The organism is Methanosarcina sp. 2.H.T.1A.6 (assembly GCF_000979455.1).
Lineage (GTDB): Archaea > Halobacteriota > Methanosarcinia > Methanosarcinales > Methanosarcinaceae > Methanosarcina.
Map to the genome: position 1 here is coordinate 86,926 of NZ_JJOY01000003.1, position 13,928 is coordinate 100,853.

At 50.8% G+C, this 13,928-nt stretch carries 11 protein-coding genes; 9 read left to right on the forward strand and 2 right to left on the reverse strand.

The genetic code is table 11. The annotated features are described in order from the left end of the window. Nucleotides 1-183 precede the first annotated feature (183 nt). From EO98_RS00675 to EO98_RS00685, 3 genes are all read left to right on the forward strand, one after another. Complete coding sequence (locus EO98_RS00675) at nt 184-513, forward strand: hypothetical protein (protein WP_048142763.1); 330 nt, start codon at nt 184-186, stop codon at nt 511-513. Nucleotides 514-727: 214 nt separating this feature from the next. Continuing rightward, nucleotides 728-1,576, forward strand: a complete 849-nt coding sequence (locus EO98_RS00680; protein WP_048142765.1) for a bile acid:sodium symporter family protein — start codon at nt 728-730, stop codon at nt 1,574-1,576. A gap of 33 nt (nt 1,577-1,609) precedes the next feature. Beyond that, nucleotides 1,610-3,964, forward strand: coding sequence for an arylsulfatase (locus EO98_RS00685; protein ID WP_052734573.1), 2,355 nt, complete (start codon nt 1,610-1,612; stop codon nt 3,962-3,964). Between the two features lie 125 nt (nt 3,965-4,089). On the opposite strand, the gene EO98_RS18785 is transcribed toward EO98_RS00685, so the two are convergent. Beyond that, a complete protein-coding gene (locus tag EO98_RS18785; RefSeq protein WP_200895206.1) occupies nt 4,090-4,341 on the reverse strand; it encodes a hypothetical protein in 252 nt (83 codons plus the stop codon). A gap of 283 nt (nt 4,342-4,624) precedes the next feature. Between EO98_RS18785 and EO98_RS00695 the strand changes: the two genes are divergently transcribed. From EO98_RS00695 to EO98_RS00710, 5 genes are all read left to right on the forward strand, one after another. Then, nucleotides 4,625-6,052 carry a DUF1254 domain-containing protein gene (locus EO98_RS00695; RefSeq protein WP_052734574.1) on the forward strand — a complete coding sequence of 476 codons (1,428 nt, stop codon included), beginning with the start codon at nt 4,625-4,627 and terminating at the stop codon, nt 6,050-6,052. A gap of 32 nt (nt 6,053-6,084) precedes the next feature. After that, a complete protein-coding gene (locus EO98_RS00700) occupies nt 6,085-7,182 on the forward strand; it encodes a DUF1254 domain-containing protein (protein ID WP_052734575.1) in 1,098 nt (365 codons plus the stop codon). Nucleotides 7,183-7,191: 9 nt separating this feature from the next. After that, nucleotides 7,192-7,449 (forward strand): DUF1214 domain-containing protein, encoded by a 258-nt coding sequence (locus tag EO98_RS17335; protein ID WP_052734576.1) that lies wholly within the window; start codon nt 7,192-7,194, stop codon nt 7,447-7,449. A gap of 314 nt (nt 7,450-7,763) precedes the next feature. After that, a complete protein-coding gene (gene aqpZ / locus EO98_RS00705) occupies nt 7,764-8,480 on the forward strand; it encodes an aquaporin Z (protein WP_048142772.1) in 717 nt (238 codons plus the stop codon). Nucleotides 8,481-8,574: 94 nt separating this feature from the next. Beyond that, on the forward strand, nt 8,575-9,186 hold the full coding sequence (locus EO98_RS00710) for a YqhA family protein (protein ID WP_048142774.1): 612 nt from the start codon (nt 8,575-8,577) through the stop codon (nt 9,184-9,186). Between the two features lie 127 nt (nt 9,187-9,313). Here EO98_RS00710 and pepD read toward each other — a convergent pair whose 3' ends face one another. Beyond that, nucleotides 9,314-10,834, reverse strand: a complete 1,521-nt coding sequence (gene pepD, locus EO98_RS00715) for a beta-Ala-His dipeptidase (RefSeq protein ID WP_048142776.1) — start codon at nt 10,832-10,834, stop codon at nt 9,314-9,316. 1,587 nt (nt 10,835-12,421) lie between these two features. Between pepD and EO98_RS00725 the strand changes: the two genes are divergently transcribed. Beyond that, complete coding sequence (locus tag EO98_RS00725; protein WP_048142780.1) at nt 12,422-13,525, forward strand: hypothetical protein; 1,104 nt, start codon at nt 12,422-12,424, stop codon at nt 13,523-13,525. The last annotated feature ends 403 nt before the right edge of the window (nt 13,526-13,928 follow it).

The following is a 13,928-nucleotide window of genomic DNA, read 5'->3' on the forward strand; positions in this document are numbered from 1 at the left end:
ACTCACTGTTCACGATTCCTATTGTAACAGGGCTTGTCCTCCTTATGGGTGCGCTCGACCTAGTCGTTTTCAAAAACCAGAAAAAACAGACATGTATATAATAGTATATATAAAAGTAAATTTATATTTACAAGCGAGTAAATGAATTAATCGAAATATTGAACCGCAAGCCAGGGGGTGGTCTTGCAGGTTCTGAAAGAATGGGGGGTAATAATGCCCGAATTGATCGAATACGAGCCCGGAACACATTTTCCAGAAGTTATTGGGGGAACACTTGACGAATCCTCACCTGCCTGGCCCAAACCGACACGGACCGGAAAGGGTGCACCGAATGTGATATTTTTCATTCTGGACGACGTGGGCTACGGCCAGATGTCAGTTTTCGGGGGGCTCTGCGAAACACTCAACCTGGAACAGCTGGCAAACGGGGCCTGCGCTACATCAACGACAAGCTTGTGGCCAGCAGAGACCTGCCTTACACCGTGCCTAACCTCTTTGGAATTTTCGGGCTGAGCTTGCGGCTACGACGCAGCCGACAGTGTCCACCCCGAAGAATACGGGGCACCGTTTACTTTCACAGGCAGGGTCAGGCAGGTTGAACTTGATGTTTCAGGCGAACTGATCAAAGACGATGAAGCTGACCTGAAACGGATGATGACACAGCAGTAAATTTCGAAATTGGTGGCTGCAAGGCCAAATATTATTTTGCAACAGGAGAAAAATTGTCATGGCAATACTGGATGTCCTTTACAATCTCATGTCGCTTGTCTTTGTGCTCGGCACTATGATTTCGATGGGCATGAGCCTGACCGTGAAACAAATTACGGACCCTTTGCGCAATACACGCTTCGTGATGATGGCCTTGCTGGCAAACTTCATTTTGATACCGGTGGCGGCCTACGTTCTCACCCTGGTGATCCCTCTGGATGAAGCCCTGGTCACCGGGCTGCTCCTGGTCTCGCTGGCGGCGGGCGCCCCGGCGCTGCCCAAGCTGGCCCAGATCTCCAGGGTTGATACCGCCGCTGCTACGGGTTTGATGGTGCTGTTGATCGTGGCAAGCATCATCATTATGCCCATCATTCTGCCCTTTCTGCTGCCCGGGGTCCAGATCACTTTCTGGGATATCGCCTCCGGCCTAATCTTTCTGATGTTAATTCCCCTGGCATTGAGCCTGTTCGTGCGGGCGCGCTGGGAAGAGGTTGCTGCAAGCGTCCAGCCCTACGCTGCGCAGGCATCCAATATCAGCCTACTCTTTTTGCTGGTTCTCATGCTGGTGATGAACTGGAGCAACGTGGTCAGCCTGTTTGGCTCCGGGGGTTTGATAGCCAGCATCCTCCTGGTGGTGATCGCCCTTGCGATCGGTTACCTGCTGGGTGGGCAGGACGCCTCCATAAAGTGGGTGCAGTCGCTGGGTGCCGGGCAGCGTAACATCGCCGCTGCGGTAGTCGTCGCGACGATGAATTTCAGCGAGGACCCCAATGTCCTGGTAATGATCATCGTTTATTCGCTGATTACCCTGATCCTGATGACGCCTCTTGCCGGGGAACTGGGCAGGCGGGCGAAAGCAGCCGCATAAAAAGGAAAAAAACTGAAAAAGGAGAAATAAAACATGAGTAAACAAGACGAAGTCCAAAGATCAATCCTTCCGATACCGGATATGCCGCATGCAGGTTTAACAACTTACGATGCCAGGGACCCTGACACCAGATTCCCGCCGATCAAGCCGCTGCGGCCGCCTAAAGAAGCACCCAACGTGCTGATTATCCTGCTGGACGACGTGGGTTTTGGTGCCTCCAGCGCCTTTGGAGGCCCGGCCAATACTCCCACCGCAGAGCGGCTGGCAAACACCGGCCTCAAGTACAACCGCTTCCACACCACCGCCCTGTGTGCACCCACCCGAGCGGCGCTGCTGACCGGGCGCAACCACCACTCGGTGGGGATGGGAAGTATCACTGAAGCATCGACACCGGCGCCCGGTTACAACGCCATGCGACCCAACAACAAAGCCCCCCTGGCGGAGATACTCAGGCTTAACGGGTACTCTACAGCCCAGTTTGGCAAGTGTCACGAAGTACCCCCCTGGGAAACCAGCCCCATGGGGCCGTTTGATCGCTGGCCCACCGGCAGCGGTTTTGAGTATTTCTACGGCTTTATCGGCGGGGAGACGAACCAGTACTATCCGGCCATCTACGAAGGCACCACTCCCGTTGAGCAGAACAAGATGCCGGAAGAGGGCTATCATTTCACCGAGGATATGACCAATAAAGCCATCAAGTGGATCCGGCAGCAGAAAGCGCTCATGCCCGACAAGCCCTTCTTCATCTACTATGCCCCCGGCGCCACCCATGCCCCTCATCACGTACCCGCAGAATGGGCGGATAAGTACAGGGGCAAATTTGACCAGGGCTATGAAAAGCTGCGGGAGGAAATCCTGACGCGTCAGAAAGCCCTGGGCGTTGTCCCTCCCGACTGCGAATTGACCCCCTGGAACAAAGAAGTCCCGCACTGGGAGGAAATCCCCGATGATATGAAACCGGTGCTGGCACGCCAGATGGAAGTCTATGCCGGGTTCCTGGAACACACCGACTACCACATCGGCCGGGTCATTGACGCCCTGGAGGACATGGAGATTCTGGACGACACGCTGATCTACTACATCATCGGCGATAACGGTGCCTCGGCCGAGGGCACATTTACCGGAGCCTTTATGGAACTGACCTTCCACAACGGCCGCCCGGACCTGGAAGCACCGGAGATTGTGAAGGCGCGCATCAATGATTTTGGCACGCCCAGGGCCTACAACCACTATGCGGTGGGCTGGGCCATGGCCATGAACACTCCCTACCAGTGGAGCAAGATGATCGCCTCGCACTGGGGCGGCACCCGCAACGGCACCGTGGTGCACTGGCCCCGGGGTATTCAAGCCCAGGGCGAAATCCGCAACCAGTTTATGCACGTGATCGACATTGCCCCCACGGTGCTGGAAGTCGCCGGAATTCCTGAACCGACCCAGGTGCATGGCATCACCCAGTCGCCCATGGAGGGCGTCAGCCTGTTCTCCACCTTCAATGATGCCTATGCACCGGAGCGGCGGGAAACCCAATACTTTGAGGTGGGCGGTAACCGGGGCATCTATCATAAAGGCTGGTCGGCCATCACCCCGCACACGGCCTCCTGGCGAGCCCATTTGCCGCAGGTTCCCTTTGATGAGGATGTCTGGGAGCTGTACGGACCGGACGATTGGAGCCAGGCCAGGAACCTGGCCAGGGAAATGCCGGAGGAACTGGAACGGCTCAAGCGTTTGTGGCTGATCGAGGCAGCCAGGTACAATGTCCTGCCGATGGATGACCGCCTGGAGCGCCTGAACCCCGATCTGGCCGGCCGGCCGCAGTTGGTGCGCGGCAAATCCCAGCTGCTCTTTGGGGGGATGGGGCGCTTAAACGAATGGTCGGTCATCAGCATCAAGAACAAATCCCATTCTGTGACCGCTGATGTAGTGGTGCCCAATTCTGGTGCTGAAGGGGTGATCGTTGCCCAGGGCGGCATGTTTGGAGGCTGGAGCCTGTATGCCAGAGAGGGCAAGCTCAAGTACTGCTACAACTTGCTGGGGCACAAGACCTGGTTTGTGGAGAGCGATCAGCCGGTCCCGGCCGGTAGGCACCAGGTGCGGATGGAGTTTGCTTATGACGGCGGCGGGATCGGCAAAGGCGGCCTGGTAACACTCTTTATTGACGGCAAAAATGTTGGTTCCGGGCACGTGGAGGAGACGCATATGATGGTCTTTTCCACCGAGGACTGTGATGTTGGCAGGGGATCCGGGTCGCCGGTGTCGCCGGATTACGGCCCGCGCGGAAACAAATTCAGCGGCGAGGTTAACTGGGTGCAGATTGACCTGGGCCTGGATGACCAGGACCACCTGATCTCACCCGAAGAGCGCTTAAGTTTTGCGATGGCGCGTCAATAAATGGTTTTCTGGCAGTCCTGGTGAAGGCCAGTTCGCCTGAGCCTTCGCCAGTATCGCGTTAAAATATAACAAAGGGAGGAAGGAAAATCGCGGAAATACTGGATACTCTGTACGATCTGATGGGGTTAGTCTTTGTCCTCGGCACGATAATCTCGATGGGTTTGAATCTGACCATGGCCCAGATAACCGGGCCTTTGCGCAATGCACGGTTTGTGATTATGGCGCTGCTGGCAAACTTTGTAGTCGATCGCTATAGGGATGCTCCTGGTGTCGCTGGCGGCGGGCGCGCCTGGCCTGCCCAAAATGGCCGAGTTTGCCAAAATTGACAAAGCGGCAGCCACCAGCTTGATGGTGCTGTTGGTGGTGGCCACCATCATAATCCTGCCGGGTGCCTTGCCCTTGCTATTAAGTCACTGGGTGCCGGGCAGCGTAACATCGCCGCCGCGATAGTCGTCGCAACGATGAATTTCAGTGAGGATCCCAACGTCCTAGTAATGATTGTCGTTTATCCGCTGATCACCATGGTCCTGATGACGCCTCTTGCCGGGGAACTTGGCAGGCGGGCGAAACAGCAGCATAAAAAGGAATTAACTAAAGTCGATTAGGAGTGATATTTGCATATAATTAATCAAAAATGATATTCAATGCAAAGGTGCAGAAATGAGTGACAACACATCCCAGAAATTTATACAAACGATTGAAACACGCTTTGGTGAGCTTGAGTTCCAGAGCGGCTATCCCACGGCGGAGACCGTGGAGAAACTCTATGACGAGCTGGACTTCCAGCGGGCTGTGCAGGTCTATTTGTGGTCAAACATCATGGCTTCATTTGGTGCCATTCGAGACGAATATAGCAGACGTGGAGCAAGCAGTTTTGACGCCCTGTTATACGAGCAGTCTGCTTTTCCGGCGCAGCTTGTTCTGACCGCAAACAACGACACCCCTTATATATCGGGGGCAATGGACCTCAATGAAGGCCCGATTGTCATGGAGGTGCCCGCGGGATTGGTGGGACCGATTGACAACATCTGGCAGCAGCCTATTGTTGACGTCGGCGGCCCTTTTGGTCCCGACAAAATGCAGGGGGGCAAATTTCTGATACTTCCTCCGGGCTATAAAGGAGAGGTGCCGGAGGAATACTTTGCAGCCCAATCCGACACGCGAACCGCTGTCTGGTATCTGCGAGCCATTCCAAAAATCCGGGCCGATTTTAAGGTGCTGGCCGACCATATGCGCACCCTGCGTATCTATCCTCTTGCCGAAGCCGATGCACCCCGTAAGACTAAGATTATCGAGATGGGAAGTACGCCTATCGACTCGCTGCACAAAGAGGGGTTCGACTACTGGGTAAACCTGGCCCGCTACATTGACGATGAACCGGCCCGGCCGCAAGATATGGCTTTTCTGGGCATGGCTGCCACCCTTGGCATTGAGAAAGGAAAACCATTCGCTCCGGATGAGCGCATGAAGAAAATCCTGACCGAAGCGGCTACAGTAGGGAGGGCGATGGCCAAGACCATTGCCTGGAAACCTCGCTGGCCGGAGGAATTGCTGTATGCCTATCCAGACAGGCACTGGAAGTGGATATTTGTGGTCGAGGACCCGACCTTCCATACGGACAACAATCTTATTATCGACCAGCGTACCCGCTTTGGCTTCGAAGCCATTGGGACAGCCAGAGCCATGACCACGCGCATTGTCGGAGCAGGGTCGGCCTATATAGGGGCCTATGAAGATGCCGAAGGCAACTGGCTGGAAGGGCAATACAGCTACAGACTCCACCTGCCGGCCAATGTACCTGCCAGGCTTTTCTGGTCGGCCACCGTGTACGACAATGAAACCCGCTCCCAGCTTGATAACGGCACCGGCAGGCCTCCAGTACGTGGCTCTGTTCATGGGGTCGTGCAAAACGCTGACGGTTCGTTTGACCTGTTTTTTTCGCCGGAGCGGCCGATCAACGTTGATGAGAATAACTGGGTAAAAACAATTTTAGACAATGGCTTTTTTGTCTATCTGCGTTTCTACGGCCCCGAGCAGCCTTTCTTCGACAAGACCTGGAAACCGGGCGATGTTGAGAAGACAAAGTAAGAAATTCAACGATGAACAAAAGGAGGCAAAAAATGAGTAACGAAGCATTGGTTAAACTGGCTTTAGCAGCAGAAGCTCATCTGTACGGCTATCCCATGGTATACAATCTCAAAATGATGATCGACCATGCAGCTGGCAAATTCCCGACTGGTGCTCCGGTCAATACCTTTGGGCACGTCAAGGCCTTGTTGGGGCCGGAAGTCGAATTTGTGGCGCCTAACAATGACACCCTCTACTCCGTGTTGATAGGGGATGTAACCAGAGAGCCGTTGGTGCTGCACCTGCCGGATACAAGCGGACGTTACTACGTGATGCAGTTCGTGGACGCCTGGACAAACAACTTTGCCTATTTGGGAAGGCGGGCTACCGGCACTGACGAAGGTTTGTTCCTGCTGGCCGGTCCAGATTGGACCGGTGAGGTACCGAAAGGCATGACCCTGGTACAATCTCCGACCAATATCTTTGTCGTCGTCGGTCGAGTGGCTGTCGAGGGGGAAGCAGACATCCCCAATGTACTCGCCATCCAGAAAGAAATCTGGGTGTCCCCACTCAGCCTGTATCCCGAGGTTCCCGATCCCAGCCGACGAGAATTTGACGACTGGGAACTGGCGCCCTTCGATGAGCGTGTCGGCGATGAACTGAAATTCTGGGAGCAGATGCGTGCCTGGATGAAGCTATTCCCCCCACCAGCGGCTGAAAGAGACTATATCCAGAAATTCGAGCCGCTGGGACTGCTGGCTGACGAGAGCCCCTATGTGGATCCTGATCCCGAACTTGCTAAAACCCTAAAGGCAGGTGCTGCCGAGTTTACGGAGTTTTTAGAGGCCGTTATCAGTCCAGATGCGCAGGTGATAAAACCGGTAAACGGGTGGGTGATCCCCCTGCATATTTTCGATTACAACCTCGACTGCTTCAGGATTGGTGCCATTGATTCTCCAGGATGGAAGCTTCAGAATCGTACGCAAGCCTTCTTGATGCGAGCTGTCGCTGCCAGAGTGGGACTGTGGGGAAATCATGCCTACGAAGCCGTCTATCCGATGGCAGATCTGGATGGGAATGGCGACCAGCTTGTGGGTGAACACCAGTATATGCTGCATTTGGACGAGCTACCTCCCACCGATGCATTCTAGTCCCTGACGATGTACCAGCCTCCCGAGTTCTATCTGGTGGCCAATCCCATCAACCGCTATTCTATTGGCGACCGCACACCCGGCCTGACCTATAACCCGGATGGTTCCCTGGACATTTACTTCCAGAAGGATTCACCAGGGCCCGAGAAAGAGTCAAACTGGCTTCCTGCTCCTGCGGGACCATTCCGTGTAGCTATGCGCATGTACCAGCCTCGCGAAGCAGCCCTGGACGGCACATATGTCCTGCCGCCTATTCGCCGGGGATAAGATAAGTCAAAAAAATCAAAATCCGTGAGAAAGTGGGAAACAGATAATGAATCTGAACTGAAACGGATAATGACAGAACAATAAATTTGTGATATCATTCTATACTACTGGTTCCGCCGGTGACCGCATATAGGTTTAGAACCGCAAACATCCGGCGTGTTCGAGAAGACAGGGGAGCTCGAGACGACCGGGGGGAACAAAGCGTTTATCACTGAAGACAGTTGGCCGGAAAAAATACACAACCAAATAGATATCAGCAGACAATAAACAGCGGATAGTTATCAGCACTCAGAATTAAATAAAGGGGGGTTCTCATGAACTTGGTACATCGATTCTCAGCAGAGATTATAGGTACTTTCTGGCTGGTCCTCGGAGGCTGCGGAAGCGCAGTTCTGGCGGCTGGCTTCCCGGAGCTGGGCATCGGCTTTGCCGGCGTCGCCCTGGCTTTCGGGCTTACCGTCCTGACAATGGCTTTTGCGATTGGACATATCTCGGGCTGCCACCTCAACCCGGCTGTCACGGTTGGCCTGTTCACAGGCGGCCGTTTTCCTGCAAAGGACATTGTCCCGTACATCATCGCACAGCTGGCTGGAGCTATCATCGCCGCGTTCGTACTGTCGGTAATCGCCAGTGGCCATCCCGGCTTCGATCTGGTTGAAAGCGGTTTTGCGGCCAACGGTTACGGGGAACACTCGCCGGGAGGCTACTCGCTGTCCGCAGCACTGGTCTGCGAGTTCGTGATGACTTTCATGTTTCTTTTCATTATTCTCGGCTCGACAGACGACCGTGCCCCGCCGGGTTTTGCGCCGATTGCCATAGGGCTTGGGCTGACCCTGATCCACCTGATCAGCATTCCGGTGACAAACACTTCAGTGAACCCTGCCCGCAGCACATCACAGGCACTATTCGTCGGCGGCTGGGCAATTCAGCAGCTTTGGCTGTTCTGGGTGGTTCCGATCATCGGAGCTATTCTGGCTGGCATCGCATATCGCGCGGTCGGCAGTAACGCCGGATCAAAAACGGAAGGATAAGAAAACGCCAGAATTTAGGATTCTGAGACAGTCAGGTAAGGCAAAACCGTTTAGCCAGACAACATACCGCCAGGTAAACAGGAGGAATCTGCTCATGAAAGTCGTGAGATTTATTGCCGGAATGCGTTACTTCGTGCTGATTCCGGTGATAGGGCTGGCAATTACAGCTGGAATTTTGTTTATCAAGGGAGGCATCGACCTTCTAGATTTCCTCTATGAAATGATTGCCGGAATAGGGGAGATGGATACAAAAAGTACCATCATTATCGAACTTGTGGAAATAGTCCATCTTTTCCTGGTCGGTACAGTACTCTTCATCACTTCATTCGGCCTCTACCAGTTGTTTATCCAGCCGCTCCCTTTACCGGCCTGGCTGGAGATAAATGACATTGAGGAACTGGAGTTAAACCTGGTGGGGCTCACGGCAGTCGTACTGGCAGTTAACTTCCTGAGCGTCGTCCTTGAACAGCATGAGGACAACCTTGCCCTCTATGGAATAGGATACGCCCTGCCCATTGCAGCCCTCTCTTACTTCATAAAGGTGCGCTCGAAGACGATAGACAACGGGAAAGAAAACCTGCCTGCAAGCAGCGAAATTAACTCTCAAGTTAGTGAAGCAAACCGGGTATTGTATAAAAAGAGAAATGAAGCCGGAATCCCCAAATATCCCTTTAAAGAAGAAAAAACCGGAAAAAAGGAAAAATAATTTTCAGTCAAAATGAAAAGATCCATTTAAAAAGATCTGTCTAAAAAGATCCGTTTAAAAAGATCTGTCTAAAAAGATCCGTTTAAAAAGATCCATTTACTCATTACTCTTTAAAGGCTGCTTTAAATCAGTGGTAACTCTTCAATAAATTTTCAAGGAAAATCCAGACCTTTTCAATAGAGGGGATAAAAACCCTCTCAGCCGGAGAATGGGGGTCTTTGATAGTAGGTCCAAAGGAAATCATCTCCATATCCATGCATTTCGAGCCGATTACCCCGCATTCAAGTCCGGCATGCACGACCTCAATCTCAGGCTCTTTTTGGAAGGTCCGGGTGTAAACCTGTCTGCATCTGGAGATCAGCCCTGATTCAAGGTCAGGCTCCCAGGCAGGGTACCCGGTTTCGTGCTCAACTCCAGCTCCGGCAAGCTTTGCCACGGCTTCCACTTTCCCGGAAATTTCAGCCAGCCTGGACATGACGGAACTGCGCTGGCTTGAGATGATTTGTATCTCTGTTTTCCCGGTCCTCACGGTTGCAAGGTTGTTTGAGGTCTCCACAAGTCCCGGGATCCTGTCCGACATCCTGTAGACCCCGTGGGGCAGGGCAAGGAGCAACCCGAGAAGCTTCTCTTCGGTCCCGGAAGAAAAGACCCGGTTTGCAGGAGCTTCCTTTCTGGCAACCTTCCCTTCGGAATTTTCAAATACTACCCCATTTTCAACTTTCCTGAAGCTCAAAACAAGGTCAGGGTCGGTTTTCGCATATTCGGACCTGAAAGTTTTCCCAAATTCTGAAACAAGCCGCTCCGCCTGCTCAAATTTCTCCCTGTCCAGAGCCACAAAAGCATCCATAAAATTCGGAATAGTATTATGGGTACCCCCCCCGCTCAGGAAGACAAGCCTGATGCATTCCTTTCCCACCTGTTCCCGAAGCCCGGCAAACGCCCTGGCAAGCAGCTGGATTCCATTAGCCCGCTGCCTGTGGATCTCAACTCCGGAATGCCCACCTTCCAGCCCCTCTACCACGAGCTTGCAGAGCCCAAACTGACACCCCTTTCCATACTCAAAGGTTTCCCACTCAAGCGGCAGCGTGATCCGGGAATTCTTTCCTCCGGCACACCCGACGATAAATGCCCCTTCATCCTCCGAGTCCAGGTTCAGCAGAATTCTGCCTTCGAAAAATCCTTTTTCAAGCCCCATGACTCCTGCCAATCCGGTCTCCTCGTCCACCGTAAAGAGCAGTTCCAGAGGTGGGTGCCCGATTTCCCCCTTCTTCCCTGCCTCGGCCAGCACCAGCCCCATGGCAAGTGCAATCCCGTTGTCCGCCCCGATTGAGGTCCCATCTCCCCTCAGCCAGTCCCCTTCATACACGCACCTGACCGGGTCCCTGGAAAAGTCATGCTTTGAGTCCTTGCTCTTTTCGCAGACCATGTCCATGTGTCCCTGCAGTATAATTACAGGAGAATTCTCATACCCGGGAGTAGCAGGAACTTTGACGAGGACGTTATTTACAGCATCGGTTTTTACCTCAAAGCCTCCGGCTACTGCCCATTCCTTTAGCCAGAGGGCAAGCTTTTCTTCATGTTTCGAACAGCGCGGGATTTTATTGATTTCCTCAAACATTTCAAGGATTTGCCGGGTTTTTGGGTGCATAGTGAATCAACTCAGGTCTTTTGTGCGGATCGGCAGCAATGTCAGCAGCACTAAACTCCGCCGCAAGACAATTATCAGTAATTCATAAATTAACCATAAATCAGCTGTAAGTCTATTATCAGTAATTTATAAATTGGCCATAAATCGACCATAAATCAGTCAGATATCATTTATAAGTCATATATCATTCGATAGAAATAACAGACATAAAAACATGAAAGAAGATTAAAAAATTGTGCTCCCCTGAAAATTGATTAATTAAGATTCGTGACCAAATCAACTTAATGAATTCAGGAATTTTAGAGATCCTTTGCCTTCTTAAAACCGAGCGCTTTCTCAAAACAGAGTGCTTTAACAGGAGCATGTCATTTTTCACATAATTCCTGATACAGAAAGAGTTTTCGGCCTCCCTGCGAACCCTGGTTTTTTCGACATCCGCTTCCGGGAGATGCACCAGCGCCTTCTTCTGGTGCTCCTGAATATTGCTGAAGAAATGTCCCCCGAACTGAGAAAATACATCCCTTAACCCCAAAAACCGCTTTTCAATTCACTGGATACATAAGCTCCTCCTCCAGATTACCTGGCTGTCCTGCAAAAAAAGCAGAAAAAACAAAAAAGCCCGAATAGAAAATAGACTCAAAAAAGAATAATTTCAGATAAAATTCAGCTTTCGTTGGTATATTTACAGGTTTCCTCTATACCTTTTCTTTGCGTTAACATTAGGACTTTTCTGACGCTATTATAAGTTAATTTTTTGTTGATTTCTTCCAGCTTATTCGATATTTTTTACTCGCTGGCTTTTCTTTTCTTTTCTTTACTCTTCTTTGTTTGAAATACCGCTCTCCTGCGTAGAGCGTGGCAGGAACGACCCCGTATAGAGAATAAGGTTGTACGGATCAGAGATATTTGTAATTCAGTCCTCTTGAGAGAAACTCACTGCAATAAACTATAAATTAGTCTGCTTGAGCGAGCGAAGTTTACTACTATATCTATAAAGTAGTCCTCTTGAGCGCAGCGAAAAGGACCGCGTACTGTTGCACTTGCAGTGCAACTCCCAGAAAATCTCCGATTTCCTGAGATCCCGAGGCGCAATTCGGGCGAGTCGCAATTCGGATGCAGAAAAATCCCTGTTCTTACCCTTAATTTTTAGAATCTGAATACTTTCCAGAATCATTTATTACTGCGCTCAAATACTATTGATTTTTAAGAGAGACCTTTAGACAGATGCTTCGTCAGGAAAAATGGATATAAACGTCCCATTCGAGAGAAAGGCTCCTTTAGGACAGCCATAAAGGCATCAAAGCAAGTATTTTAATATGAAATACTTTTATAGAAATGTGGCTATTTATATTATACAGGAATACACGAAACCATACTACAAAATCTTACAATTTCCATAAGCCTTTCTGGCAGCGATTAAACGGAAGGAAACTGGGAGAAGAGCTTGAAGAAAATGAGTGTGAATCAGACTCGTTTCCGGGGTATAACGGGTCTGAATTAGCAGTCTACTTTAGCAATCTACATTAATAGTCTAGTTTAGCAGATCTAATGTAGCATTGCTGAAATTGATCAGGGGGATCAGGCTTCATGGTAGAAACTTCGGATTTATTGATCTTCTGGGCGGTGGTTATGGCCCGCTTCTTAATACCGCTTTCTATTCCTCGCTACCCCCTCTCCGGCGTGCTGGCTTCCCTGATTCTCGATATGGTCGACCAGACAATTTTCCAGCTCTTCACGGGCCTACCACTGGAAGGCTACCAGGGCTATGACAAGGCCCTTGATATTTATTACCTGAGTATCACCTACCTTTCGACGCTGCGCAACTGGTCGAACCTCTACGCCTTCAAGCTGGACCGTTTCCTTTTCTACTACCGACTGGTAGGCGTGGCGATCTTCGAACTCGTACACCTGCGCCCTCTGCTGCTTATTTTTCCCAACACCTTTGAGTACTTCTTCATCTTCTACGAAGCCGTCCGCTTGAAATGGGACCCGAAGGTTTTGACAAAAAGAAAATTGATCGCTGCAGCAGCCCTGATCTGGGTTTTCGTCAAGATACCCCAGGAATACTGGATCCACGTCGCCCAGCTGGACACCACAGACTGGATCAAAGCCAACCCCTCAAACGCCCTCATCCTGATTGCCTATGCAGTGTTCCTGCTCGGCATGGCCTGGTGGCTGCTCCGAGACCTCCCTCCTGCCCGGAAAGGCCTGGAATTCGAAGCCCTCCCTGTCGCAGCCGCCCCGGTTTTCCCCCCCATACCAAAAACGGTGAAGGAGCAGCGGGAACGCCTCATTAACAACCAGGTGATCGAAAAAATCGTGCTGATCTCCCTCCTGACCATCATCTTTGCCCAGATACTTCCGGGCGTACGGGCAAACAGCATCCAGATAGCTATCGGTGTAGCTGTTTTTGTCGTGATAAACACCTCCCTGAGTCACTGGCTGTCCCGGCGCGGTAGACACTGGAAGTCTATAATGCAGGAGTTTATCGTGATGTCTCTGGTAAACCTGGGCATCATCCTCCTCTTTAACTTCTTCCTCCCCAGATACGACGGTTCAATCAACCTCGATAACACGCTCTTTTTCATCCTGCTCCTGACCCTGATAGTCACCCTCTACGACCGCTACTGGCAACTCCATGTTAATAATCATAACAACAGTGGTTCCGGCAAAGAGGAAGAAAAGAAGTAACTTTTTTCATGAATTTCCAAAAGAACATATGAAAATTGAATCAAAGGCAAAGTGCTATTTTGAATTTAAATACCATCTAAAAAGACCATTCAGTTATATAAAAAAGATATTCAAATGACTAAAAAAATATTAAGATATATAAAAAAGATATTCAAATGACTAAAAAAATGTTAAGAGATACAAAAAAGATATTCAAATGAATGAACAGGATATTCACGATGTAAAAATGATTGTTACAGTTTCCATATAAGACCAAAACTTGAAGAGACCATTCAATACTGTTTTGAGACAGATTGTTTAGAATAGATTTGAAGTAATATAGGGTGAATTTGGCAACGATCCAGAGTTCCCGAAGGCTCGCACACTTCAGTACAGTAAGGAACGTGGACAGGCTTATCTTCTG

What these genes read in the sequence shown, in the direction of transcription:
- EO98_RS00680 (WP_048142765.1), top strand. Translation starts at nt 728, where the DNA reads ATGGCAATACTGGATGTCCTTTACAATCTCATGTCGCTTGTCTTTGTG.
- EO98_RS00685 (WP_052734573.1), top strand. Translation starts at nt 1,610, where the DNA reads ATGAGTAAACAAGACGAAGTCCAAAGATCAATCCTTCCGATACCGGAT.
- EO98_RS18785 (WP_200895206.1), bottom strand. Translation starts at nt 4,341, where the DNA reads ATGATGGTGGCCACCACCAACAGCACCATCAAGCTGGTGGCTGCCGCT.
- EO98_RS00695 (WP_052734574.1), top strand. Translation starts at nt 4,625, where the DNA reads ATGAGTGACAACACATCCCAGAAATTTATACAAACGATTGAAACACGC.
- EO98_RS00700 (WP_052734575.1), top strand. Translation starts at nt 6,085, where the DNA reads ATGAGTAACGAAGCATTGGTTAAACTGGCTTTAGCAGCAGAAGCTCAT.
- EO98_RS17335 (WP_052734576.1), top strand. Translation starts at nt 7,192, where the DNA reads ATGTACCAGCCTCCCGAGTTCTATCTGGTGGCCAATCCCATCAACCGC.
- aqpZ (WP_048142772.1), top strand. Translation starts at nt 7,764, where the DNA reads ATGAACTTGGTACATCGATTCTCAGCAGAGATTATAGGTACTTTCTGG.
- EO98_RS00710 (WP_048142774.1), top strand. Translation starts at nt 8,575, where the DNA reads ATGAAAGTCGTGAGATTTATTGCCGGAATGCGTTACTTCGTGCTGATT.
- pepD (WP_048142776.1), bottom strand. Translation starts at nt 10,834, where the DNA reads ATGCACCCAAAAACCCGGCAAATCCTTGAAATGTTTGAGGAAATCAAT.
- EO98_RS00725 (WP_048142780.1), top strand. Translation starts at nt 12,422, where the DNA reads ATGGTAGAAACTTCGGATTTATTGATCTTCTGGGCGGTGGTTATGGCC.